At 67.9% G+C, this 24590-nt stretch carries 21 protein-coding genes and 1 pseudogene; 15 read left to right on the top strand and 7 right to left on the bottom strand.

Annotated elements, in window-relative coordinates; all coding sequences use genetic code 11:
- Positions 1–143 precede the first annotated feature (143 nt).
- The gene (locus AB0J95_RS50910; protein ID WP_364773974.1) at positions 144–515 is read right to left on the bottom strand and encodes a DUF4267 domain-containing protein; all 372 of its coding nucleotides are present in this window, start codon (positions 513–515) and stop codon (positions 144–146) included.
- A gap of 88 nt (positions 516–603) precedes the next feature.
- Between AB0J95_RS50910 and AB0J95_RS50905 the strand changes: the two genes are divergently transcribed.
- The gene (locus AB0J95_RS50905) at positions 604–1170 is read left to right on the top strand and encodes a TetR/AcrR family transcriptional regulator (RefSeq protein ID WP_364773973.1); all 567 of its coding nucleotides are present in this window, start codon (positions 604–606) and stop codon (positions 1168–1170) included.
- On the opposite strand, the gene AB0J95_RS50900 is transcribed toward AB0J95_RS50905, so the two are convergent.
- From AB0J95_RS50900 to AB0J95_RS50890, 3 genes are read right to left on the bottom strand one after another with little or no spacing between them, the layout of a single operon-like run.
- Entirely contained in the window at positions 1155–1745 is a 591-nt protein-coding gene (locus AB0J95_RS50900; RefSeq protein ID WP_364773972.1) for a class I SAM-dependent methyltransferase, read from the bottom strand. The two genes, AB0J95_RS50905 and AB0J95_RS50900, sit on opposite strands and share 16 nt — an antisense overlap.
- Positions 1746–1767: 22 nt before the next feature.
- Complete coding sequence (locus tag AB0J95_RS50895; RefSeq protein ID WP_364773971.1) at positions 1768–3141, bottom strand: serine/threonine-protein kinase; 1374 nt, start codon at positions 3139–3141, stop codon at positions 1768–1770.
- A gap of 9 nt (positions 3142–3150) precedes the next feature.
- Entirely contained in the window at positions 3151–3960 is an 810-nt protein-coding gene (locus AB0J95_RS50890) for a metal-dependent hydrolase (RefSeq protein ID WP_364773969.1), read from the bottom strand.
- 209 nt (positions 3961–4169) lie between these two features.
- Here AB0J95_RS50890 and AB0J95_RS50885 point away from each other — a divergent pair, with 209 nt between their 5' ends.
- The 6 genes from AB0J95_RS50885 (at position 4170) to AB0J95_RS50860 (ending at position 9335) form a co-directional block, all read left to right on the top strand.
- Positions 4170–4841: a hypothetical protein gene (locus AB0J95_RS50885; RefSeq protein ID WP_364773968.1), complete on the top strand. Its 672-nt coding sequence runs from the start codon at positions 4170–4172 to the stop codon at positions 4839–4841.
- A gap of 128 nt (positions 4842–4969) precedes the next feature.
- Entirely contained in the window at positions 4970–6184 is a 1215-nt protein-coding gene (locus AB0J95_RS50880) for an NADP-dependent isocitrate dehydrogenase (protein ID WP_364773966.1), read from the top strand.
- A gap of 571 nt (positions 6185–6755) precedes the next feature.
- Complete coding sequence (locus AB0J95_RS50875) at positions 6756–7100, top strand: SH3 domain-containing protein (RefSeq protein WP_364773964.1); 345 nt, start codon at positions 6756–6758, stop codon at positions 7098–7100.
- A 13-nt stretch (positions 7101–7113) separates the two neighbouring features.
- Positions 7114–7641, top strand: coding sequence for a hypothetical protein (locus AB0J95_RS50870; RefSeq protein WP_364773962.1), 528 nt, complete (start codon positions 7114–7116; stop codon positions 7639–7641).
- Positions 7642–7651: 10 nt separating this feature from the next.
- Complete coding sequence (locus tag AB0J95_RS50865; protein WP_364773961.1) at positions 7652–8446, top strand: exodeoxyribonuclease III; 795 nt, start codon at positions 7652–7654, stop codon at positions 8444–8446.
- A 34-nt stretch (positions 8447–8480) separates the two neighbouring features.
- On the top strand, positions 8481–9335 hold the full coding sequence (locus tag AB0J95_RS50860) for a hypothetical protein (protein WP_364773959.1): 855 nt from the start codon (positions 8481–8483) through the stop codon (positions 9333–9335).
- Here the strand turns inward: AB0J95_RS50860 and AB0J95_RS50855 are convergent.
- Positions 9313–10716, bottom strand: a complete 1404-nt coding sequence (locus AB0J95_RS50855) for a methionine--tRNA ligase (RefSeq protein ID WP_364773957.1) — start codon at positions 10714–10716, stop codon at positions 9313–9315. The genes AB0J95_RS50860 and AB0J95_RS50855 overlap by 23 nt on opposite strands.
- A 166-nt stretch (positions 10717–10882) precedes the next feature.
- Here AB0J95_RS50855 and AB0J95_RS50850 point away from each other — a divergent pair, with 166 nt between their 5' ends.
- The 5 genes from AB0J95_RS50850 to yhjD all read left to right on the top strand — a co-directional run bounded on the left by AB0J95_RS50850 (position 10883) and on the right by yhjD (position 18497).
- Positions 10883–13228: a right-handed parallel beta-helix repeat-containing protein gene (locus AB0J95_RS50850; protein WP_364773956.1), complete on the top strand. Its 2346-nt coding sequence runs from the start codon at positions 10883–10885 to the stop codon at positions 13226–13228.
- A 46-nt stretch (positions 13229–13274) separates the two neighbouring features.
- Complete coding sequence (locus AB0J95_RS50845) at positions 13275–15791, top strand: bifunctional FO biosynthesis protein CofGH (protein ID WP_364773975.1); 2517 nt, start codon at positions 13275–13277, stop codon at positions 15789–15791.
- Between the two features lie 261 nt (positions 15792–16052).
- Complete coding sequence (locus AB0J95_RS50840; RefSeq protein WP_364773955.1) at positions 16053–16331, top strand: hypothetical protein; 279 nt, start codon at positions 16053–16055, stop codon at positions 16329–16331.
- A gap of 168 nt (positions 16332–16499) precedes the next feature.
- Positions 16500–17492 carry a tryptophan--tRNA ligase gene (gene trpS / locus AB0J95_RS50835; protein ID WP_364773953.1) on the top strand — a complete coding sequence of 331 codons (993 nt, stop codon included), beginning with the start codon at positions 16500–16502 and terminating at the stop codon, positions 17490–17492.
- A gap of 36 nt (positions 17493–17528) precedes the next feature.
- Positions 17529–18497: an inner membrane protein YhjD gene (yhjD, locus tag AB0J95_RS50830; RefSeq protein WP_364773952.1), complete on the top strand. Its 969-nt coding sequence runs from the start codon at positions 17529–17531 to the stop codon at positions 18495–18497.
- A 244-nt stretch (positions 18498–18741) separates the two neighbouring features.
- Here yhjD and AB0J95_RS50825 read toward each other — a convergent pair.
- Positions 18742–19440 (bottom strand): annotated as a pseudogene (locus tag AB0J95_RS50825) (serine hydrolase); the annotation flags it as partial.
- A gap of 243 nt (positions 19441–19683) precedes the next feature.
- Positions 19684–21036: a serine hydrolase gene (locus AB0J95_RS50820; protein ID WP_364773950.1), complete on the bottom strand. Its 1353-nt coding sequence runs from the start codon at positions 21034–21036 to the stop codon at positions 19684–19686.
- A 138-nt stretch (positions 21037–21174) separates the two neighbouring features.
- Here AB0J95_RS50820 and AB0J95_RS50815 point away from each other — a divergent pair, with 138 nt between their 5' ends.
- The 3 genes from AB0J95_RS50815 to AB0J95_RS50805 all read left to right on the top strand — a co-directional run bounded on the left by AB0J95_RS50815 (position 21175) and on the right by AB0J95_RS50805 (position 24458).
- Entirely contained in the window at positions 21175–21522 is a 348-nt protein-coding gene (locus tag AB0J95_RS50815) for a hypothetical protein (RefSeq protein WP_364773948.1), read from the top strand.
- Between the two features lie 146 nt (positions 21523–21668).
- Positions 21669–24062 (top strand): immune inhibitor A domain-containing protein, encoded by a 2394-nt coding sequence (locus AB0J95_RS50810; protein WP_364773947.1) that lies wholly within the window; start codon positions 21669–21671, stop codon positions 24060–24062.
- Positions 24063–24128: 66 nt separating this feature from the next.
- Positions 24129–24458: a YciI family protein gene (locus AB0J95_RS50805; RefSeq protein ID WP_364773945.1), complete on the top strand. Its 330-nt coding sequence runs from the start codon at positions 24129–24131 to the stop codon at positions 24456–24458.
- Positions 24459–24590: the final 132 nt, after the last annotated feature.

The raw sequence follows: 24590 nt of genomic DNA, 5'->3' as shown, positions 1-24590 counted from the left end.
CGAGTTGGTGGTACTTCTCATCCTGCCGCTGAAAGACCCGTCCCCATCCTCAGGCCCTCACCCGCGTCACCAACCTCATGACCCGCAACACCTAGTCCAGGAATCGCTCGATTGCGTGGACATAGCCGGTTGGACTGGCGCGATCAGCTGACGAAGAACAGCACGGAGGCGATCAGGATGATGATGGCGGTGCTGCCGTGCATGGCGTAGGCGAGGGTTTTGTTGCCGCGGTACCTGAGGATGGTGAGGGCGTCGCCGATGGGGGTCAGGGCGGCGGCGAGCAGGAGGTAGGCGAGGACCTGGTACTGGCCCAGGGCGAGGGGGATCAGGGCGACGAGGCCGGACACGATGTCGCGGACTCCCTTGAGGTTGAGCCAGGCCAGGCTGCGGCCGTCGGGCCAGGCCGGGAGGCCGAAGGACTTGGCGGTCTTCGCCGGTGCCACCAGGTACTGGACGCCGGCGGTGATGATGCCCAGACCGCACAGAACCGTGATGGCGATGGCCACGTACTGCATGACTTCCTCATTTCCTAGCGCTGCTAGCTTCTAGAGCGACGCTAGCATGAGCGTTGCTCGATGCGCTAGCGGTGCTAGGATTTGTGTCATGGCTATTCAGGAGCGGCGCGAGCGGGAACGGGCCGAGCGGCACCAGCTGATCATCACGACGGCGCGGCGGCTGGCCGAGGCGGAGGGCTGGGACGCGGTCACCACGAGGCGGCTGGCCGAGCTGATCGAGTACAGCCAACCCGTGCTGTACAGCCACTTCGCGGGCAAGGACGCGATTGTCGGCGCGGTGGCGCTCGAGGGTTTCACCGAGCTGGCGGCCGAACTCAACCGGCACCGCGGCCTCGAACCGGTGGTGCGCGCCTACGTGAACTTCGCGGAGTCCAACCCGGCTCTGTACGACGCGATGTTCACCCTGGCCACGCCGTTGGTGTTCGCGCAGGAGGAGACACCGCAGCCGCTCAAGGACGGGTTCGCGGCCATCCGGTCCGTGGTGGAGCCGTTCGCGGGCGGCCGTGACCTGGGCATGTTCACCGAAGTGGTGTGGAGCGCACTGCACGGACTGGTGATGCTCACCCGCGGCGCTCGTCTGCCGGCCAAAGGGCAGAAGGAACGCCTCGCGATCCTGGTCGACCAGATCCAGTCGACGGGTCAGACCGAGGCGTAGACCAGGAAGACGACCTTCCCGTCCGGCGCGTCCAACCGGTGGGCGGTGGCGTCCCGGAACCCGGCGGCCACGGCGGCGGCCTCATCGGCGTCCCGGGGCAGCGGCAGGTCGGCGGCGACCAGCGAGGCGAACTCCCCGGTCGGCCGGAACGAGGAGGCCATCGGCAGGGTGAACGCGATGTTGCCGCCCGGCCGCAGCACCCGCTGCCAGTCGCGTAACGCCGCGCCGCCAAGGAAGTGCAGCGAGGACGCGCACAGCACAAGGTCCACACTGGCGTCCGGAACCGGCGCGGGCACCGCGGGCGCGACCGTCCAGGTGATCCTGCTTTCCGGGTCCTGCACCGCGGACTTCGCGCGCGCCCGCGAGATCATCCCCGCGGACAGGTCAACGCCGACCACCCGGCGGGCGCCGAGGTGCTGGACAGCGGCGAAGGCCGCGGCCCCGGTCCCGGTGGCGACGTCGAGGACCAGCCGGGGACAGGGCGCGTCGGCGAGCCCACTGATCAGTTTCTCGGCGACGACCTGGTGGAACAGGTCCTCGTCGTAGTGGGTGGCGATCTCGTCGAACACGTTCACGCGCCGGATCGTACGACCAGGATCACCCGCTGGCGAAGATGGAACCGACTGTCTCACCGGCGCCTTCCTTCTGGCCGAAACAGTAGAAGTACGGCCGGTCACCGGGAGTGGCCACCGCCGCGATCGACCACGCCTCGGCGGTCACCCCCGGCTTGAGCCGGGCCTTCAGCGCGGGAGTGGTGCAGGCAGTGGCGATCTCGGGCAGCTCTTCGACGGCGAGCTGGGTGGCGGGCATCCTGGCCAGCCAGCCACCGCCGAAGACCTGCCAGTAGTGCGGCTCGTCGCAGGGGCTTTCCCTGGCGTGGGACGGCTTCTCGGCGTCGTTGTTGATGCCGTGGAAACACAGGTCGGCGGCCGTGCAGAACCGGTCGCCGCACGCCACCAGCCTCGGCGGCGCTCCCACTGGGGCCGCGGACGACGGGGACCCGGGTGGTGACGCGACTCCCGGTGAGTCGGGCCCCTTGAACACGAAGATCGACACCACCACGGCGACCACGATGACCACGGCCGCTACCGGAATCGGCCACCACCGACGCCGCCGAGCCTCCGGTGAAGGTGAAGGTGAAGGCGCGGGTGCTGGAGCGGCGACTGCCGGAGGCGCGGTCACAGCACCACGCAGTTCCTCGGCGAACGCTCCCGCGCTCGGCGTCCGCGCCGCGGGATCGCTTGCCAGCGCACGGATCAACGCCGAGTTCAAGTGCGCCGGCGCGTTCGGGACCGGCGCGACCTCGCTCCGCAATGCCGACGTCAGAGCGTCCAGAGACGTTGCGGGCCAAGGGATATCACGCGGCGCGCGGCCGGTGGCGAGCTTGTAGATGGTCGCCGCCAACGAGTACACGTCGGCGGCCGGAGTCGGCGCGCTCCAAGCGAAAGCCTCGGGCGCCGCATATGAGGGGCTCAACGCACCCAGCGTGATGGTCGCCTCCTGGGCGTCCAGGATCGCCGCCAGGCCGAAGTCCGCCAGCTTCACCGCGCCGAACGAGTCGATCAACACGTTGCCCGGCTTGATGTCCCGGTGCAGCACGCCTGCCGCGTGCGCGTGCCCCAACGCGTCCGCGAGCAGCAGCGCCACGTCCAGCACCTGCGCCATCGGCAGAGGTCCTTGTGCGGCAAGCAGATCCGCCAGCGATCCGCGCGCGCACAGCTCCATCACGATGTACGGCCGCCCGTCGGGTGCGATGCCCGCGTCGTAGATCGCGACCACGTTGGGGTGACCGGAAAGCCGGGCCGCCGCCCGTGCCTCGCGCAGGAACTTCTGTTTCTCCGCGTCGGTGTTCAGGATCCGGTTGTCCAGCTTGACCGCCACGTCCCGGCCCACCTGGACCTGACGAGCCCGGTAGACCACCCCGAACCCGCCACTGCCTAACTCACCGACGATCTCCAGCCCCGGAATCACCCGTGCACTCTAGAGCCACGGCAACAGCTTCACGCCGGAGAGGAACGGCAGGGCGCCGGTGTGCTGCAACGCGGCGAGGCCGAGCCAGATCGTGACCAGTGTTATCAATGGCGCCACCACGGCGAGCTCCACCTTGCCGCCGGTCTGCATGCGCATGATCTTCGGCGGGGCGACGGGGTACCAGGTCTTGCCGCCCAACGGGATCGGCCAGAGGATCGGGCAGCCCTGTTCGGTGATGGCGTCGCCGAGGTAGTGCGCGATGCAGCCGATGCCAACGGCGACGCCGCAGGCGGCCGCGTTCGCGGAGGTCTGCTCCGTCCACACCAGACACAACGCGGTCAGGCCGATGGACAACAGCGTGATGAACAGGGCGTCGTTCTTGCCGTCCATCTTGTGCAGGATGCCGCGGATCGCCAGGCCGGCGAACACGAACATCAGCGCCGGCAGCGCCCACTTCTGCGACTGCTGCACGACGACCGTGGTGAGCAGGGCCGCGAGCAGGGCAAAGAACAGGGTGTGCGTGAGGCCGCGGTGGCCGCCGTCGCGGTTGGAGTCACGTCTGGTCCTGGTCAGCCGGTAGATGCCGTGGCTCACCGCGTTGATCCCGCTGGAGAACCCCTGGCTGATCGACCCGAACGTCCGGGACACGGTCGACTGCGGGTGGTCCAGGTCGGGCAGCAGCGCCGCGCCGGTGGCCAGCACCGCCCCGACCACCCAGGCGCGTGGGCTCAGCTCCCCGATCGCGTGACCGGGCAGCAGCGCCGTCACCGCCGACCACACGAGTAAGCCGCTCACGGCGTGCGTGGGTCCCGTGGCCATGCCGAACTCCCCCCTCGAAGATCAACCGGGCGAAGGATAGCGGTTTCCCGGCCCTGACCTGGGGATCCTTTGTGGACGGTGGCGTGATCGTGAAAACCGCAGGTCACGGGGTGCTAACGGCGAGGTCAATACTGCGAAACGCAGTAACAGCACTAGGCCGGATGGGCGCTCACTATCTAGATCAGTCGTCCCCAACCTAGGAGGCCCGGATGGAGCGCATCGTTCGTCGTGCGCTGGCAGTCCTCACGTTGTCCACGAGTGTGCTGCTCGCCGGCGCCACCTTCGGCACCGCTGCCCCAGATGACCCGCCCGTCTCTGGTGACCCGAGGGCGACCGCGATCTCGGGCAACGTGACCACCTGTGCGGGCGCGGGCCTGCCCGGTGTCGAGATCAAGGTGACCTCGCACATCACCGAGAACACCTACATCGACATCACCGCGGTCCCGTCCGGCTACACGGTCACCGGCGTGATCGTGAAGGGCGGCCCGGCGTACAACAAGTACCCCAACCTGGGTGCGTTGCCGTGGAACGACCTGCATGCGCCGCTGGTGCCGAGCGGCAAGCCCGCCGAGATCAGCCACTGGTTCGTGTGCGCCACGAAGGACACGACGACTACCACGACCAAGACCACCACCACGACGACCAAGACCACCACGTCGACGACCGGCACGAGCACGTCCAGCACCACGTCGACCAAGACGTCCGGTGGCGGCTCGTCGGTGACCACGACCACGAAGCCAGTTGTGGTGGCGAACGAGTCCAACACCTCCGGGCTGGCCAGCACCGGCTTCGCGGGCGGCCCGTATCTGCTGGTGGGCGGTCTGCTGCTGATCGGCGGCCTGATCGCGTTGCTGTTCGCGCGGCGGCGGCGCAGCAGTTAGGTCATTCGGTCTCCTCTCCCGGGTGGTCATACGATCCGACCTGAGTGACGGTCGCGACACGGGCGCGAACTCATACCAGTACGCTTGTACCGTTACTCAGAGACGAGACATCCCGGGAGAGGAACCCGATGGCGAAGATCAAGGTCGAGGGGACGGTCGTCGAGCTCGACGGCGACGAGATGACCCGCATCATCTGGCAGTTCATCAAGGACAAGCTGATCCACCCGTACCTGGACGTCAACCTCGACTACTACGACCTGGGGATCGAGCACCGGGACGCCACCGACGACCAGGTCACGGTGGACGCGGCGAACGCCATCGCGCGGCACGGGGTCGGCGTCAAGTGCGCCACGATCACCCCGGACGAGGCCCGGGTCGAGGAGTTCGGCCTCAAGAAGATGTGGCTGTCGCCCAACGGCACCATCCGCAACATCCTGGGCGGCGTGATCTTCCGCGAGCCGATCGTCATCTCCAACATCCCGCGGCTCGTGCCGGGCTGGACCAAGCCGATCATCATCGGCCGTCACGCCCACGGCGACCAGTACAAGGCCACCAACTTCAAGGTGCCCGGCTCCGGCGAGCTGACCATCACGTTCACCCCGGAGGACGGCTCCGAGCCGATCCAGCACGTCGTGGCCAACTACGGTCCCGACGGCGGTGTCGCGCTGGGTATGTTCAACTTCAACAAGTCGATCGAGGACTTCGCGCGCGCCTCGCTGCGCTACGGCCTCGAGCGCAACTACCCGGTGTACATGTCCACCAAGAACACCATCCTCAAGGCGTACGACGGTGCCTTCAAGGACATCTTCCAGCGCGTGTTCGAGGAGGAGTTCAAGGCCGACTTCGACGCCAAGGGCCTGACCTACGAGCACCGGCTGATCGACGACATGGTCGCCGCCGCGCTGAAGTGGGAGGGCGGGTACGTCTGGGCCTGCAAGAACTACGACGGTGACGTCCAGTCCGACACCGTGGCCCAGGGCTTCGGCTCGCTCGGCCTGATGACCTCCGTGCTGATGACCCCGGACGGCAAGGTCGAGGCCGAGGCCGCGCACGGCACCGTGACCCGCCACTACCGCCAGCACCAGGCCGGCAAGCCGACCTCCACCAACCCCATCGCGTCGATCTACGCGTGGACCCGTGGCCTGGAGGCGCGCGGCAAGCAGGACGGTACCCCCGAGGTGATCGGGTTCGCGAACACCCTGGAGAAGGTCGTCGTCGAGACCGTGGAGAGCGGCAAGATGACCAAGGACCTGGCCCTGCTGGTGGGTCCGGACCAGGAGTGGCAGACCACCGAGGAGTTCCTGGCCACGCTGGACGAGAACCTGCAGAAGAAGATGGCCTGAGATCTTGCCGGGGGCCCTGCGGGCTGATGCTCGTGGGGCCCGGCTGTGGTTGCTGATGCGGGCTTGGTCGCGGTGGTATGCCGCGTGGACCGGTGCGGGTGGAGCTCACGTAGGCCTTTGGGTGGGGTGCTGTCCGTGGGGCGGCTGTGGGGGGTTGCTGCTGATGCGCGGGTCGGTGCCGGGTAGGCCCGACTGGGGGCTGTGCTGATGTGGGGCCGCCTGCGGTTCGGGGGCGCGTTGGCTTCCCTGTCCTCAAGGCGATGTCTTGCGGGCGGGCCGAGGTTCCCGCTTCGGGCTCGCGGAGTCGAGATGTGGGGGTGCCTCTTCGGGCCGTGAATGGGGCCGGATGTGTGTTTGGGTCGGCCCTCGTTGAGCCTCCGTGAGTCGTCCGTGAAAGCCTGGACAGCGGACTCACGGGGGTTGGGTGTGGGACCATCACTGACAGTGGTGGTTCGCTGACTCGGTGGGTCAAACCGGGTGGTTCTGCCGGCCAGCGGTTCTACCCGGGAGGCCGATTGCGTTATACGTGGTCGTGGTGAATCGGTGAGCCAGGACGGGAGAGTGGGTCGTCGTGCTGGGACTGCCCAAGCGAACGCTGATAGTGATCGCCGTGCTGGTCGGGGTCATCGTGTTGTATGTCCTGGGCAGCGACAAGCAGAAAGAGGGCGCTGGGGCCGCGCAGGGTGGTGGGGCCGCGCCCGCGGCGAACGCGTCCGCGTGCCGGATGACGGTGACGGCGGACATCCTCAAGGTGCGTGCCGCGCCCGACCAGAAGGCGGCGCAGGTCGGCAGCTACAAGATGAACGCCGAGGTCGACGCCGAGAAGCTGGTGCAGAACGGCTACCGCAAGCTCGGTGAGGGCAAGTGGGTGTCGAACGAATTCGTCAAACCGCTGCAGGGGCGCGACTGCGGGTAGGTAGTCTGCGCGCGTGCTTAGGCTTCTTGGCGTAGTGCTGGTGTTCGGGCTGGTGGCGGGCTGTGCGCAGAAGGTGGACGGGACGGCGCTGCCGATAGCGGACGCGCCATCGACCTCGCGCACATCGAAGCGACCGCCGTTGCCGAGTGGCGGCCGTCCGCCGAGCACCTCGTCGTCCAGGGCCGCGCCATCTGGGGTGTCACTCGATGGTGTGGTGGGCAACTGGGAGGGCACGTACACCTGTGCCCAGGGCGAGACCGGGCTGAAGCTGCAGGTCTCGCAGCCGGAGGGGGACAGCGCGCCGGCGATCTTCGAGTTCTACCCGGTGGGGTCCAACCCGAACGCCAAGGCGGGCAAGTACCGGATGAAGGTCGCGGTCAGCGCGGGCGGGCAGATCACGTTCACCCAGGTGGAGTGGATCGACCAGCCGGAGGGCTACTTCATGGTGGACCTGGTGGTCTCGGGTGAGCCGAAGGACGGCACAATGACCGGCCGCGTGCTGGACACCTCGTGCCAGAACTTCTCGGTCACCCGCAAGTGAGGACACTTTCTTGATCGTCTCGACGGTGAACGTCAACGGCCTGCGTGCGGCCGCGCGCAAGGGTTTCTCCGAGTGGCTGGCGTCCACGCGTGCGGATGTCGTGCTGCTGCAGGAGGTCCGGGCCACGCTCGACCAGTTGCCGACTGACGTCAGCGCGCCGGAGGGGTGGTTCACCGTGCACGCACCGGCGGCGACCAAGGGCCGTGCGGGTGTGGCGATCTACAGCCGGGCCGAGCCCGAGGCGGTGCGGATCGGGTTCGGGGCGCCGGAGTTCGAGGACAGCGGCCGGTACGTCGAGATCACGCTGCCCGGTGTGGTGATCGGCAGTGTGTACGTGCCCAGCGGTGATGTGGGGACCGAGCGGCAGGCGGAGAAGGAGCGGTTCATGGCCGCGTTCCTGCCGTACCTGACCGAGATGGTGGACAAGGCCGCGGCGGGCGGCAACGAGGTGCTGCTCGGCGGCGACTGGAACATCGCGCACCGGGACACCGACCTGAAGAACTGGAAGGGCAACCGGGGCCAGTCGGGGTGTCTGCCTGAGGAACGTGCCTGGTTGGACACCATCGTGCACGACCTGGGCTACGTCGACGTCGTGCGCGCCCGTCACCCCGAAGGACCCGGTCCGTACACCTGGTGGAGCTACCGCGGCCAGGCGTTCGACAACGACTCCGGCTGGCGGATCGACCTGCAGCTGGCGACGCCAGCCCTGGCCATGCGGGTGTCCGAAGCGGACATCGAGCGGGCGGCGAGCTACGGCGAGCGGTGGTCGGACCACGCGCCGGTGACGGTGACCTATTCGGACTGACCTATCTGGACTGAACGAACCACCTGGGGGCAGGATGGACACCAACGAGGCCAAGCGGATCGCGAACACCAACAGCGAACGCCAGCAGGCCGCGGCGATGTACGGCTGGCAGTTCCGGCCGGACGCGCCGGAGCTGTTGCAGCGCTGGAACGTGTTGCCGTTCAACCAGATCGGCGACAAGCGGCTCGCCTTCGGCGTGCTCAGCGGGAACTACCAGGGTCTGCCGTTCACCATGTTCGACTACCACCGGCGGCCGGTCGTGACGACCACGTTCACCCGGTGGACGAACAAGAAGATGAACGAGATGGACACCATCACCATCGACTCGGTGTGGGTGATCCCGCTGCCGGTGGCGTTGCCGCAGTTCACGATCGTGAGCAGCACCGACTCCAACTGGGACACCGAGCAGTACCCGGAACCGCCGACGCACGACCCGAAGTTCAACCGCTGGTACAAGCTGATCGACACCAACCCGCAGGCAGCGCAACAGATCCTTACGCCGCAGGTGATGGCGCTGATGCGGGAACAGAAGCTGCACACGTGGTCGCTCGCGGGCAACGAGCTGCTGTACGTCGAGCACCCCATCTTCGGTCGCACCAAACCGGACGAAGTCGTTGAGGCACTGGGGAAACTGATGGGCCTGGTGTCGATGCTGCCGGTCCACCAGCAGCCGGTGCAGCAACACCAGCAGTACCAACAGCCTGTGCAGCCGCAGTATCAGCAGCCTGCGCAGTACCAGCAGCCGCAATACCAAGCGCCGCAGCCGCAGTACTACCAGCAGCCGCAACCTCAGTACTACCAACAACCTCAGCCGCAGTACGGGTATCCGCAGCCCGGATACCCGTACCCGCCACAGGGTTACCCGCCTAACCCCTACGGTCCTCGCTGAGCCGCGGGAACGCGCGCGGCTCGGCCAGCAGGCGTTCCGCCCCGGCCGGGAGGAACGGCGTGAGTTCGTGCGCGATCTCCCAGCACGCGCGGCCGAGCCGGTCCAGCACCTCCTCACGTTCCGAACCCTTGAGCTGCCAGGGTTTCGAGGTCTCGATGAGCTGGTTCGCCTCGGTGACCGCGTCGACGATCGCTCCGGTCGCGGCCTTGAAGTCGAACACCGCCAAAGCGGAGTCGATCTTGGCGGCCAACGGGGAACACACCCCGGAGGAACGGGGGACACGGGGCGGAGGAAAGGGGGACACGCCGGTGGAGAGGCCGCGGACTCGGTTGAAGAGGTTGCCGATTCCGTTGGCTAGTTCGGTGTCGGCGCGGTCGATGAGGCGGTCTTCGGTGAAGTCGGTTTGGTCGAGGCGGGCCGGTTCGCGCAGCAGCCACCAGCGCACAGCGTCCGTGCCGTACTTGGCCACCAGGTCTTTGGGGTGGGCGCCGTTGCCCAGGGTCTTGGAGATCTTCGCGCCGTCCACCGAGAGGTAGTCGTGCACGAAGATGGTGTCCGGTAAGGGAAGCCCGGCCGAGATCAGCAGCGCGGGCCAGTACACCGCGTGGAAGCGGGTGATGCCCTTGCCGATCACGTGCGTCTTCTCCGCGTTCTGCCACCAGGTGTCGAACTCGCCGGGACCGTCCAGCGCGGTCACGTAGTTGGCCAGCGCGTCCCACCACACGTAGATCACCTGGGACGGGTCGTCCGGCACCGGGATGCCCCAGCCGCCGGACCGCGCCGCCGGGCGGGACACGCTGATGTCCTGAAGCCCGGACCGGACAAGGGAAAGCACCTCGTTGCGGCGGGCCGCGGGCTCGATCCTGATGTGCTCCAACGCTTCCAGCACCTGCGAGGTGTACGCGGACAACCGGAAGAACCAGTTCTCCTCGCTCACCTCCTCCGGCACCGTGCCGTGCTCGGGGCACACTGGCTCGGTCACGAACTCCTCGCAGCCCAGGCAGTACAGGCCGGTGTACGACTTCAGGTAGAAGTCGCCGCGCGCCGCCGAGGCCCGCCACAACCGTTCCACCCCCGCGGCGTGCCGCGCGTCGAACCCGGTGCGGATGAAGTCGTCGTACGAAAGGTCCAACGTCTCGCGCAGCGCTCGGAACCGCTCAGTGTTCCGTGCCACGAAAGTACGCACATCCAGGCCCGCGTCCCGGGCCGCGGTGACGTTCTTCAGCGCGTTGTCGTCGGTGCCGGTCAGGAACCGCACGTCATCGCCGCGCAGCCGCCGATGACGGGCCAGCGTGTCCGCCTGGACGAGCTCCAGGGCGAAGCCGATGTGCGGTTCCGCGTTCACGTACGGGATCGCCGTGGTGATGTAGAAATGAGTCAAGGGACGTCTCCTCGTCGGCCGGTCGGGCCGGGGAGGAGCGGGTCACCCGGCGCGAACCGGGTGGTTGGTGCGGAACTAGCGCACGGCAACGGGCCCCGGGAGGGGGCTCATCATCACCTGCGCCACATTTCGCATAGGTCTAACAGGATACAAGGAGAATGCGTTCATGCCGACCACGTTCCGGGTCTCCACGACGACCCGGAGAGCGCATCCGACCATCCTGGCGGCCCTGCTGGCGATCAACGACGTGCCCGGCGCGGCGATCGTGTACATCGACCCGGGCGAGTACGACGAGTCCTTCGTGATCGGCTCCGAGGTCGAGCTGCGGCCCACGGACGGCCCCGGGACCGTCACCATCAGCGCGTCCGACGGCGTCACCGTCGAGTCCAACGGCCGCCTTGTGCTGTCCGACCTCAAGATCGTCAACCGCGGCCAGGCCGCGGTGAAGGTCAACGCCGGCCAGACGATCATCCAGAACTGCGACATCTGGGGGTACGGCAAGGCGTCCATTCAGGCGTTGTCCGGCAGTACGTTGAAGATGACGGAATGCGTGACGCACAACGGCCGCGTGTCGCTCACCGCCGCCAAAGGCACGCTGGTCCGCTCGGAGTTCCGGGATGCCGCGGACAACGCGATCGCGGTGGTCGACGGATCCGAGGCGCACGTGCGGGACTGCGTCATCGCCAACACCGGTCTGCTCGGCGTCCGCGTGCACAGCTCGACGGCCAAGATCTCCAAGTGCGAGTTCACCGGCACCGGCAGCGCCGCGATCAGCATCGACACGCACTCCTCGGCGACCATCGCGGACTGCCGGATCCACGAGGTGCACTCGTACGGGATCCAGTTCAACCAGGCCAACGGCATCCTCGAGGACACCGTCGTGGTGGACGCCGAGACCGGCATCTGGGCAACCAACGGCGCCCGGCCGACCGTGCGGCGCTGCAAGATCGAGGACGCGCGGGACGCGGGCGTGTTCGTGGACGACCGGGCCGGCGGCGAGTTCACCGACCTGGAGGTGCTCAAGGCGGGCAACGCGGGGTTCGCGGTCGGCAAGATGGGCACGCCCGAGGTGTACGGCCTGCAGGTGGACCAGACCGTGACCGGCGTGCTGATCGCCGAGAGCAAGGGCAAGTTCAGCGCGGTCACCGTGGAGAACTCGGACGTCGGTATCAAGGTCCGCGAGCGCGGCACCGGCGAGTTCACCGACACCCGGCTGAGCCACTGCGAGTACGGCCTGGAGGTGCACGGCTACAGCTCGACGGCGTCGATGGCCGAGTCGCGGATCGAGGACATCAAGTCGGCCGGCGTGTACGTCGGCGACGACGGCCGCGCGACCCTGTCGGACTGCGTGATCGAGCGGGCGCTGGGCGGCGGGATGAACGTCAGCGGCGGCCGGATCACCGCCAAGGACACCCAGGTGATCGAGGCCGGGATCGGCGGCGTGTACGTGCGCGAGAAGGGCTCGCTGGTCGCCGAGCGGCTCAGCGTCACCAAGTCGCACGGGTACGGCCTGTGGGCCAAGAACGAGGCCTGGCTGGACGTGTCGTCGAGCGTGTTCACCGACAACGAGGGCGACGGCGTGCTGGCTACCGACCAGAGCACCGGTCAGCTCATCTCCAGCGTCGTGACCGGCAACAGCCGGGACGTCGTGGTCACGAGCACCGTTCGGGTCGAGACCGAGACCACCAAGCCCGCCATCGTCACCGACACCGCCGCGCTGGCCGAACTGGAGGAGCTGATCGGCCTCGCGGCCGTGAAAAAGCAGGTCCGCACCCAGGTGAACCTGATCCGTGTCGGCCAGCAGCGCACCAAGGCGGGGCTGCCCGCGCCGGAGACGAGCAGACATCTGATCTTCTCGGGACCGCCCGGCACCGGGAAGACGACGGTCGCCCGGCTGTACGGGCGGATCCTGGCCGGGCTCGGTGTGCTGGAGAAGGGCCAGGTCATCGAGGTGTCCCGGGGCGATCTCGTCGGCCAGTACCTGGGCTCGACCGCGGACAAGACCCGGACGACCTTCGAGCGGGCGGTCGGCGGGGTGCTGTTCATCGACGAGGCGTTCGCGCTGTCGCGGGTGTTCGGCGCCAACTCCGACTTCGGCCAGGAGGCCATCGACGAGCTGGTCAAGCTGATGGAGGACCGGCGCTCCGAGGTGGTCGTGATCGCCGCGGGGTACACCGACGAGATGAAGTCGTTCCTGGACATGAACCCCGGCCTGAAGTCGCGGTTCTCCCGGGTGATCGAGTTCCCGCCGTACAACGCCGAGGAGCTGACCTGGATCTTCGAGCACCTGGCCGGCAAGAACCACTACGAGGTGCACAAGGACGTCCGAGGCCTGGTGCAGGGCATGTTCGCCCGCCAGGATGGGCACGGCAACGCCCGGGATGCCCGCAACCTCCTGGAGGCCATGATGGAACGGCACGCCGAGCGCCTGGCCGACATCCCCGACCCGACGCGCGACGAACTGCTGTGGCTGTTGCCGTCGGACTTCCCGGACGACGCGGATCACAGCTGAAATGACCGACCTGCTCCCGTAGGGTTGTTCGGTGGCTATCGAATTGATGTTGACCCCGCGTGAGCCTCGCCCCAGTGATGCGGCGATGCGGCGGGCGTTGCGCCGCGCCAGCGATGGATCCACGCTGGACGTCACCGAGGTAGCGGTGCTGTTGCAGGCCCGCGGTGCGCAGCTGGACGAGCTGATGGCAGCCGCGGCCCGGGTCCGGGACGCGCACCTGCGCGCCGAAAACCGTGTGGGAATAGTCACCTACAGCGGTTCCGTGTTCATACCACTGACTCGGCTCTGCCGTGATCGTTGTCACTACTGCACTTTCGCCACCGTTCCGCACCGGCTGCCGGCCGCGTACCTGGAGCGCGACGAGGTGCTCGAGATCGCCCGCCAGGGCGCCGCGGCCGGCTGCAAGGAAGCCCTTTTCACGCTCGGTGACCGGCCAGAGGATCGCTGGCCACAGGCCAAGAAATGGCTCGACGAGCGCGGCTACGACTCCACTTTGGACTACGTCCGCGCGATGGCCGTGGCGGTCCTCGAGGAGACCGGTCTGCTGCCCCATTTGAACCCCGGAGTCCTGTCCTGGGAAGAGCTGTCCCGGTTGCGACCGGTCGCGGCCAGTATGGGCATGATGTTGGAAACCACGGCCCACAGGCTGTGGAGTGAACCGGGGGGCCCGCACTATGGCAGCCCGGACAAAGAGCCGGCGGTCCGGCTGCGCGTCCTCACAGATGCGGGCCGGGTCGCCGTGCCGTTCACCACGGGGATCCTGGTCGGCATCGGCGAGAACCTGACCGAGCGCGCCGAGTCGCTGCTGGCCATCCGCGGTATCGCCCGCCAGTACGGGCACATCCAGGAGATCATCGTCCAGAACTTCCGCGCCAAGCCGGACACGGCGATGCGCGGCATGCCCGACGCCGACCTGCACGACCTGGCCGCCACCGTCGCGGTCGGCCGGCTGCTGATGCCGCCGGGCGTGAGCGTCCAGGCGCCGCCGAACCTGGTCGGCGACGAGTTCCAGCTGCTGCTGCGGGCGGGGATCGACGACTGGGGCGGCGTTTCGCCGGTCACGCCCGATCACGTGAACCCCGAGCGGCCTTGGCCCGCGCTCGATGCGTTGCGCGAGCAGACCTCGCTCGCCGGTTTCGAGCTGCGCGAGCGTCTGCCGGTGTATCCGCGGTTCCTGCGCGGCGCGCCCGGGCAGTGGACCGACATCCGGATCTCCGAGCACATCTCGGCGGTTTCGGGTGCGGACGGGCTCGCTACCGATGTGCACCCGGTTGGCCGACCTTGGCAGGAGCCGGACGGTGGGCTCGACACCGTGGGCCGCGCCGACCTGCATTCGACGATTGACACGACCGGGCGGACTTCCGACCGCCGAGGTGACTTCGACTCCGTCTACGGCGACTGGGAGGAGTTGCGCAAGCAGCTGCCGAAGGCGCCCGAGCGGCTCGCTTCGGACGTGAAGGCCGGTCTGGCGCTGGCCGAGTCGAATCCCGGAGCTTTGCTGGACCCGGCCAATGCCGATCTGGCTCTGGCCTTGATGACCGCTGATGGTCCGGCGTTGGAGACGTTGACTTCTCTCGCGGACGCTGCCCGCCGGGAGGCGGTCGGCGATGACATCACGTATGTCGTCAACCGGAACATCAACTTCTCGAACGTTTGCTATGTCGGCTGCCGGTTCTGTGCGTTCGCGCAGCGGGAACGGGATGCCGACGCGTACCGGTTGTCCGTGGACGAGGCGGCCGACCGGGCCCAGGAGGCGTGGAACGACGGCGCCACCGAGGTGTGCATCCAGGGCGGCATCGACCCCAAGCTGCCGGTGACCTACTACGCGGACCTCGTGCGCGCGATCAAGGCGCGGGTGCCGGGCATGCATGTGCACGCGTTCAGCCCGATGGAGATCGTGTCCGCGGCGTCCAAGGCGGGCGTGAGCGTGCGGGAGTGGCTCTCGGACCTCAAGGAGGCCGGGCTGGACACCATCCCCGGCACGGCCGCCGAGATCCTCGACGACGACGTCCGGTGGGTGCTGACCAAGGGCAAGCTGCCCGCGTCGACGTGGATCGAGGTCGTGTCCACCGCGCACTCGCTGGGGATCCGGTCGTCCTCGACGATGATGTACGGGCACGTCGACCACCCGGGGCACTGGCTCGGGCATCTGCGGACCCTCGCCCAGACGCAGGACGAGACGGGCGGGTTCACCGAGTTCGTGGCGTTGCCGTTCGTGCACCGCAACGCACCCATCTACCTGGCCGGTGTCGCCCGTCCGGGGCCTTCGCGGCGGGACAACCGGGCGGTGCACGCGATGGCGCGGCTCGGGCTGCACGGGCGGATCCACAACATCCAGTGCTCGTGGGTCAAGCTCGGCGAGGAAGGCACTGCGGAGATCCTCAACGGCGGCGCCAACGACGTGGGCGGGACGTTGATGGAGGAGACCATCAGCCGGATGGCCGGGTCCGAACACGGCTCCGCGCGCACGGTCAGTGAACTGGAGACGTTGGCGGCTCTGGCGGGTCGTCCCGCACGACAGCGCACGACTACATACGGCACGGTAGCCACTGCCGCACGTTGATCCAGGTCACAGCAGTGTCCCGATTCGGTGCGGTCTTGATCAACACCCCGCCGAATCGGGACGCCCGAACGAGCGATAGCCTCTCGCACCGCAAGCGAGTGTGGCGGTTCGAACCCCGATACTTGACACACTCGGTAGCTTTTTCTCGGCTCGTTGTCCCTCGATTGGGGGACGCCCAGACCGTCGTGCGGCGCAGGAGGCGAACCAGTGCGTAACCGGGTGGCTGGCAGCAGGACCCGTTCGCTGGTAACGACAATCACCGTGGCCACCCTCATGGTGACCACAGCCACCGCAGCAGCCGCCCAGGACGGCAGCACGCTGGAAAGCAGCATGCCGATGAACATCGCCGGCCCGCTGGGGATCATCGTGGCGGCGGTGGGGCTGACCGGTTTGGTGCTTGGGCTGGTGCGGTTCCTGCGGAAGTCGGCTGCGGATCGGGTTGCGCCCCGGGCGGTGGCGACTCCGGTTGCTGAGGCTGCTGCTGACCCGGCTGTGGCGCCTGTTTTGGACTCTGAGCCTGCTCCTGCCGCTACTGCTTGAGCTTTTGAGCGCCCGTTGGCGCTGGATGCCGCGGTGGGCGCTTCTTATGGCTGGGGCGGCGCGTGGTGGTTAGGAGGCGCCGGGATGGACCCCAAGTTCAGCGCTGCACCACCCGCCCGGGTGGGTGGTGGATAGGATTTGGGGGTGTCTAGTGCTGCTGGTGGTGGGATGCCGCGTCCGAGGGTGTTGTCCGGGATTCAGCCGACGGCTGACTCTTTTCACCTAGGGAACTATCTGGGTGCGGTGCGGCAGTGGGTGGCGATGCAGGAGACCCACGACACGTTCTACTGCGTTGTGGATCTGCACGCGATCACGGTTGAGCACGACCCGAAGTTGCTGCGGGAGCGCACGCGGGTGTCGGCGGCGCAGTTGCTGGCGCTGGGGATCGACCCGGAGCGGTCCACGTTGTTCGTCCAGAGCCAGGTTCCCGAGCATCCCCAGCTGTCCTGGGTCATGGAATGTATGGCCGGGTTCGGTGAGGCCAGCCGGATGACGCAGTTCAAGGACAAGTCCTCCCGCCAGACGATGGACCGCGTCAGCGTGGGTCTGTTCACCTACCCGATCCTGCAGGCGGCGGACATCCTGCTGTATCAGGCCAACTTCGTGCCGGTCGGCGAGGACCAGCGGCAGCACCTCGAGCTCACTCGGGACCTGGCGCAGCGGTTCAACACGAGGTTCGGCAAGACGCTGACCCTCCCTGAGGCGTACATCCCCAAGGACACCGCGAAGATCTACGACCTGCAGGACCCGACCGCGAAGATGTCCAAGTCGGTCCCCGCGGGTGTGGTCGAGCTGCTCGAGGACCCGAAGAAGGCCGCGAAGAAGATCCGCTCCGCCGTGACCGACACGGGCCGGGAGATCGTCTACGACACCGAGAACAAGCCGGGGGTCAGCAACCTGCTGGCCATCTACTCCGCGCTCACCGGCCGCACCATCGACGACCTGCAGACCTCGTACGAGGGCAAGGGGTACGGCGACCTCAAGAAGGATCTCGGTGAGGTCGTGATCGAGTTCATCACGCCCGTCCAAGCCGCCGTGAAGTCCTATCTGGACGATCCGGCCGAGCTGGACAAGGTGCTCGCGCGCGGCGCCGAGCGGGCCCGCGCGGTCGCGAGCCGGACCCTGGCGGATGTCTACGATCGGGTGGGATTTCTCGCCTGATCTGCGAACGGTGCCCGCGCTGGTTACCTTCAGAAGGTGGCCGGGAAGGTTCAGCAGTACAGGGACAAGTGGCCGTGGCTCGACCACTTGGTGCGGGCCGGTGAGGCCTACTCCGAGCGCTACGGCAGCCAGTTCGCCGCGGCGATCACGTACTTCAGCGTGCTGTCGCTGTTCCCGCTGCTGATGATCGCGTTCGCGGTCGCCGGGTTCATCCTGGCGGCCCAGCCCGAGCTGCTCACCGAGCTGAAGAACGGCATCACCAAGGCGGTCCCCGGGTCGCTCGGCGGCACCATCAACGACATCGTCGGCACCGCCCTGGACTCCAAGGGCACGGTCGGCGTCATCGGCCTGGTCGCCGCGCTCTACTCGGGGGTCGGCTGGATGAGCAACCTCCGCGACGCGCTCACCGCGCAGTGGGGGCACGAGCGGAAGTCGTTGCCGCTGTTGACGACCACGCTCAAGGACCTGCTCGCGTTGGTCAGCCTCGGCCTGGCCCTCGTGGTCAGCTTCGGTCTCACCGCGGCCGGAACCGGCCTGGGCAACCTGCTGCTGCGCCTGGTCGGCCTGGAAGGCGAGAGCTGGGCGAGGTTCCTGCTGTTCCTGGGCACACTGCTGCTGTCGGTCATCGCGAACTGGCTGGTGTTCCTGTGGGTGCTCACCCGCCTGCCACGCGAGAAGGTCGACGTCCGCAGCGCCATGAAGGGCGCGCTCGCCGCCGCGATCGGCTTCGAGATCCTCAAACAGCTCGGCGCGATCTACCTGACCAGCGTCACCAGCTCGCCCACCGGCGCCCTGTTCGGACCGGTGATCGGCCTGCTGGTGTTCGCCAACCTGGTGGCCCGGTTCCTGCTGTTCATCACCGCATGGACGGCGACGGCTAGCCCCGAATCGGCGGTATCCGGATCGTCATCTCAGGGTCGTCATGCGGCCCGTCCGGACGGGAGTACCGCCGCCGGATCCGCCAGACCAGGAAACCCAGCACAGTCACCGCGGACAGCGACATAGCGACCGTCGGCAACGGGCCCTTGTTGTTGTCCACCTTGGCCGGCGCGCCCGTCGCGAGCACACCACCGGTGGACTCGCTGCCGTTCTCGCCGGTGGTCTGAACCGAGGACGACCCCGGCGGTGGGGCGCTGGACAGCTTGCCCACGGGCGTGAACTTGTTCTTGTACAAGCCGAAGCCCCACGTGAACAGGTGCCCGCCCTGGTCGGCCATCCGCACCGGGGCCTGCTCGCCGCGCATCAGCACCACCACGAGCCGGTGCTCGCCCTGCTTGGCGCCACCGAGATAGGTGTGCCGCGCGTCGTCGGTGAACCCGGTCTTGCCGCCCAGGAACCCCGGGTACACGCCCAGCAGCTTGTTGTCGTTGCTCACCTTGAAGCCGGGTTTGCCGCCGAAGCCGGGCATGTCGATCGTGCGGGTGCTCACCGCCTCGGCGAAATCCTTGTGCTTCATGGCTTCCTTGAAGAACACCGCCAGGTCGTACGACGAGGTCATCATGCCCGGCCCGTCCAGCCCGGACGGGGTGGCGACCTGGGTGTCCAGCGCGCCCAGCGACTTGGCCTTGGCGTTCATCTTGGCGACGGTCTCCTTGACCCCGCCCATCTGCATGGCCAGCGCGTGCGCACAGTCGTTGCCGGAGCGCATCAGCAGCGAGAAGAACAGCTGCTGCACGGTGTACTGGCCGCCCGCGCCGATGCCCACGCGGGTGCCGTCCTGGTTGGCGTCCTCCTGGGTACCGGTGACGACCGTGTCCATCTTCAGCTCGTCCATCACCACCAGGGCCAGCAGCACCTTGATCAGCGAGGCCGGCCGCTCCCGCGCGTGCGGGTCCTTGGCGCCCAGCACATCGCCGGTGTCCAGGTCCGCCAGCACCCACGAGGCCGTCGTGACGTCCGCGGGCGGCGCGGCGGCGCCCTCCGGCGCGATGATCCCGCACGAGCCCATCTTCTCGCCGCCGACCGGTTTGTCCGGCACCGGCAGCGGGCCGGGCGAGGGCTCGCCGGGCTTGGGCTTCTCCGAGGTGTCCACGGGCGGCGGCGGCGCCTGGTTCGGGCAGCCCGCCGCCGGCTGTGCGGCCGCGCTGAACGTGGCCGGCAGGACCAGGCTCAGGGCGGCAAACAGGACGGCGACAAGTCGCCGGGACGTCACGACCACAAACCCAGGTTAGGGCGTAAGGAGATGGTCAAGTCAGCGGGCCTGCTGCGCTCGCAGCCGTTTGGCCCTGGCCATCTTGCGCCGCATGGTCATCAGCAGGGCGATCAGCACGACCACCCCGGCCGCGATGGTGATCGGCAGGCCGAAGTTGCCGAATGCGGACCGCGCAAGCGTGCTGTTGCTCTGCGCGGTCTTGTCGATGTTGCTCTGCGTGCTGGTGTCGCGGCTGGTCTTCACCGGCTCCACGGTCGCGCCCAGCTTGCCGACCGGCTCGGTGTGCGCGGCGATCAGCGAGAAGCCGTAGGTCAGCAGCGACGCGCCCTGGTCCCACGGCTGCCTGTCGGACCGCATGATCGACACGATGACGTGCTTGCCGTCCTTCTCACCGCTGCCGACGTACGTGCTCTTGGCCGCGTCGGTCAGGCCGGCCTTGCCGCCGGTGGTGCCCTTGAACGCGTCGGCCATCTTGTTGTTGTCGTTGGGCCGCGTGAGTTCCTTCTTGCGGTTGCCCTGGGGGTGGATGACCACGTTGGCCGCCCCGGTTGCCTCGGCGAACTCCGGGTTGCGCATGGCCTCCCGGTAGATCACCGCGATGTCGAAGGCGGACGTGCTCATCCCCGGCTGGTCGCCGCCGTTCGGGTTGACCGCCCGGGTGTCGAAGCACTTGAGCTCCTTGGCCAGCGCGTTCATCTTGCGCACGGCCTCATCCGGGCCGCCCAGCGCCCGCGCGATCGCGTTGGACACGTCCGAGGCGGAGGTGACGATCAACGCCCGGATCAGGTCGCCGGTGATGTACTTGCCGTCCGCGACCAGGCCCACCTTGGACAGCTTCTGCTGGGTGTCCTCCTTGGTCGCCACGATGATCGCGTTCGGGTCGAGCTCACGCAGCGCGACCATGGCGAGCAGCACTTTGATCGTTCCGGCCGGCCGCTGCCGGGCGTGCGGCGCATATGCGGCCAGCACGTTGCCGGTGTCCTGGTCGGCGATCACCCACGAGGCGGCGGTCAGCTTGTCCGGCGGCAGCGGGGCGTTGGGCGGCAGCACCGTGCCGCAGTCACCCATCCGGTCGCCGCCGACGGCCTCGTCCGGCACGTCCAACGGGGGCAGCGGGTCGCCCTCGCCGTCGTTGGGCACGTTCGGCGGGTTCACCGCGGTCGGGCACACGGCGGGCGCCGGCGGCTTGCTGGAAGTGGACGTCGAGCCGGGCGTGTTGCGGCCGGACCCCTTGGGTGTGTTGGACGAGCTCGAGCTCCCGCCGCTGGGCGGCTGCTTCGAGTCGGTCTGAGCCGCGCTCGCCGCCGGGGCCACGACGGCGAACGTGACGGCGGCGGCGACGCTGAGACACAGGTTCACTACGCGGGCCAGTTGCCGATCTCGTTCGGGCACACCTGCAGGCTAGTCACTCGATCGTGATGTCGGTCGGGCGCCCCGCCGACCGGGCCGCCCGGCAGCACGGTAAAGCGTGGGCGAATAATGCCGGTGCGTCTGTTTTGCCATGTCCGCCGCGCACTGAGGAGATCGTTCGTGGACTTCGTCCGGCACCTGCTCGTGTTCCTGCACCTGCTCGGCATGGCCCTGCTGATCGGCACGCTCATGCTGCAGCTCAAGGCCGGCAAGGACGCGCCGCTGAACAAGGGCTGGCTGCACGGCTCCGCGCTGCAGCTGGTCACCGGCATCGCGCTGATGCTGCTCGCCCCACTGACCCACCAGGACTACAACCACGTCAAACTGGGCGTGAAACTGCTGGTCCTGGTGGTGATCGGGGTGCTCGCGGTGCTGTACGTGACCAAGGAGCGCGCACCGAGGTGGCTGCCGCAGACCCTGGGTGGCCTGGTTGTCCTGAACGTCGGCCTCGCGGTGTTCTGGGCCTGATCGGGCGATCACGAAGTTTGCATGCGGTAATCACAATAACCCTACCTATGGAGGTATTCGCTCAATCGAGCTAGTTCGTACTGTCCATCCCGTCGAGAGCGGTACAGAGGCGATCACTCTGTGTCCGCAGGTGCACGGGAGGGCAAGTGCAACGAAGAACAACCGTCGGATTAGCGCTGGTCACAGCGGTCGGCTTAGGCCTGGGAGCATTGGCGGCGCCGGCGAGCGCCGCGCCCAAGGCGCCCGCTGTCCAGACCGAAGCCGAACCGGCCCCGGTCGACCACGACCTGCCGAACAAGCTCGAGGACAAGCGCCGGGCGCTGCGGCAGGAGGCCGTGGCGGACGTGCTGTCCGGCAAGACCAAGGTCGAGCAGAAGGGCGCGAGCAAGGTCGCCAAGGTCGGCGCCCAGCCCGCTGACGCGGCCAAGGGGTACGGCAAGAACCAGCGGGTCGACCAGTACGTCGAGCTGGCCCGCGAGAAGACCGACAAGATCTTCGTCATCCTCGCCGAGTTCGGCAACGACCGGGACCCCGCATACCCGGACCGCGACACCGACCCGAACACGGCCGGCCCGACCCGGTTCGACGGCCCGCAGCGCAACCAGATCGACGCGCCCAACCGTGCGGTCGACAACAGCACCATCTGGCAGGCCGACTACAACCGCGAGCACTACCAGCAGCTGTACTTCGGTTCCGGCCCCGGCGTCGAGTCGGTCAAGACCTACTACGAGCGCCAGTCCTCCGGCCGCTACTCGGTCGACGGCGAGGTCACCAACTGGGTGCGGGTCAAGTACAACGAGGCCCGCTACGGCCGGTCCAACGGCTTTCCCTGCGCCGGCAGCATCTGCAACAACACCTGGGACCTCATCCGCGACGCGGTGACCCAGTGGGTGGCCGACCGCAAGGCCGCCGGTGCCACCCCGGAGCAGATCAAGACCGAGCTGGCGTCGTTCGACCAGTGGGACCGCTACGACTACGACAACGACGGCGACTTCAACGAGCCGGACGGCTACATCGACCACTTCCAGATCGTGCACGCCGGCGGCGACCAGGCCGACGGTGACCCGTTCCAGGGTGAGGACGCCATCTGGAGCCACCGCTGGTACGCCTACCCGACCTCGCCGACCGGCCCCGCGAACAACAAGCGCGGCGGCAGCCAGATCGGCGACACCGGCCTGTGGGTCGGCGACTACACGATCCAGCCGGAGAACGGCGGGATCAGCGTGTTCGCCCACGAGTACGGCCACGACCTCGGCCTGCCGGACCTCTACGACACCTCCGGTCCCGCGTCGGCCAACGAGAACGGCGTGAACTGGTGGTCGATCATGTCCCAGAGCCGCGTGTCGGCCGCGGGCGACCAGGGCATCGGCACCCGGGCCGCGGACTTCGGCGCCTGGGAGAAGCTGCAGCTCGGCTGGCTGGACTACGAGACCGTGGTCGCGGGCCAGGACAAGAAGCTCGACCTCGGCCCGCACGAGTACAACAGCGCCAAGGCACAGGCCGCGGTGGTCGTGCTGCCGGACAAGCAGGTGACCACGCAGTACGGAAAGCCCTTCGCTGGCACCAAGATGTATTGGAGTGGACAAGGTGACAACCTCGACAACTCGGCGGTCCGGGACCTTGACCTGACGGGCAAGACGTCCGCGTCGCTGTCGCTGAAGGCCCGCTACGACATCGAAGCGGACTTCGACTACCTCTACGTGCAGGCGTCCACCGACAACGGTGCGACCTGGACCTCGCTGGACGGCACGGTCAACGGTGCCGCGTTCCCGAAGGACGGCTCTGGTGCCCCGGCGCTGACCGGCACCCAGAACAACTGGGTCGACGTGTCCGTGCCGCTGACCTCGATCGCCGGCAAGAAGGCCAAGCTCCGGTTGCGGTACGTCACCGACGGCGGTGTCGCCCCGGCCGGCTTCTTCGCCGACGACATCTCGGTGACCGCCGACGGCGCCAACGTCTTCACCGACGGCGCCGAGGGCACGACCGCGGGCTGGACCCTCAACGGGTTCAAGACCACCACCGGCACCGAGGTCGCGCTGTTCGACAACTTCTACATCGCGTCGAACCGCACGTACCAGTCGTTCGACAAGTACATGCAGACCGGCCCGTACCACTTCGGCTACCCCGACAAGCCCGACCTGGTCGACCACTTCCCGTACCAGGACGGCCTGCTCGTGTCCTACTGGGACACTTCGATGCCGGACAACAACTCGAGCCAGCACAACGGTTCGGGCCTGATCCTGCCGGTCGACGCCAACCCCGAGCCGATCTACAACCTGCAGGGCCAGCCGTGGCGTCCGCGCATCGCGGGCTACGACGCGCCCTTCTCGTTGCAGAAGTCGGACTCGTTCACCCTGCACGCCTCCGGCCGCGCCAGCTACGTGCGCGGCAAGGACGCGCAGCCGCTGTTCGACGACACCAAGAAGTACTGGTACGCCGAGCAGCCGACCGCGGGCGTGAAGCTGCCCGCGGTGGGTGTGAAGATCAAGGTGCTGTCCCAGGAGGGCACCTCGATGAGCATCAAGATCTCCGCCAAGTAGGTCCTGGTCGCTGAGGGACCCCGGACGTTCTCGTCCGGGGTCCTTTCGCGTGTCTAGGATCCCGGCATGACACAGTTCTTGGTGCTGCTGGTGGGCAAACCACCGGCGGTGGGGGCGCAGGACGCCGTCACGCGGGAGTACAACGCCAAGTGGATGGCGTGGATGGGGGACCTGGCCGCCAGCGGGGCTCTGCGCGGCGGCGCACCGCTGGTGTGGGGCGGTCGGACCGTGGCGAAGGAGTCGGTGACCCCGCTGGAGATGCAGTCCATGGACGTCGGCGGCTACCTGGTCATCGAGGCTGCGTCAGCCGAGGCGGTGGCCGAGATTCTGCAGTCCTCGCCGAGTATCCAGATCGGCGGCGAGGCGATCATCCGCGAGTGCGTTCCCGTCGGCTGAAACGCCAAAACCCCCTCGTGCGTGGTTTCGGTCGTTCCAACGACCACAAAGATCGACCAAAGGGGAGGGAATGGCGCAGGCTCCCACCGCCGAGATCCTCCGGCTGGTATCCACCGGCGCGGCCTCGTCCCG

This window comes from Actinocrispum sp. NPDC049592, from assembly GCF_040675465.1.
GTDB lineage: Bacteria > Actinomycetota > Actinomycetes > Mycobacteriales > Pseudonocardiaceae > Kibdelosporangium.
The sequence above is the reverse complement of the archived record's forward strand: the minus strand, read 5'-3'. Positions and strand labels throughout refer to the sequence as shown.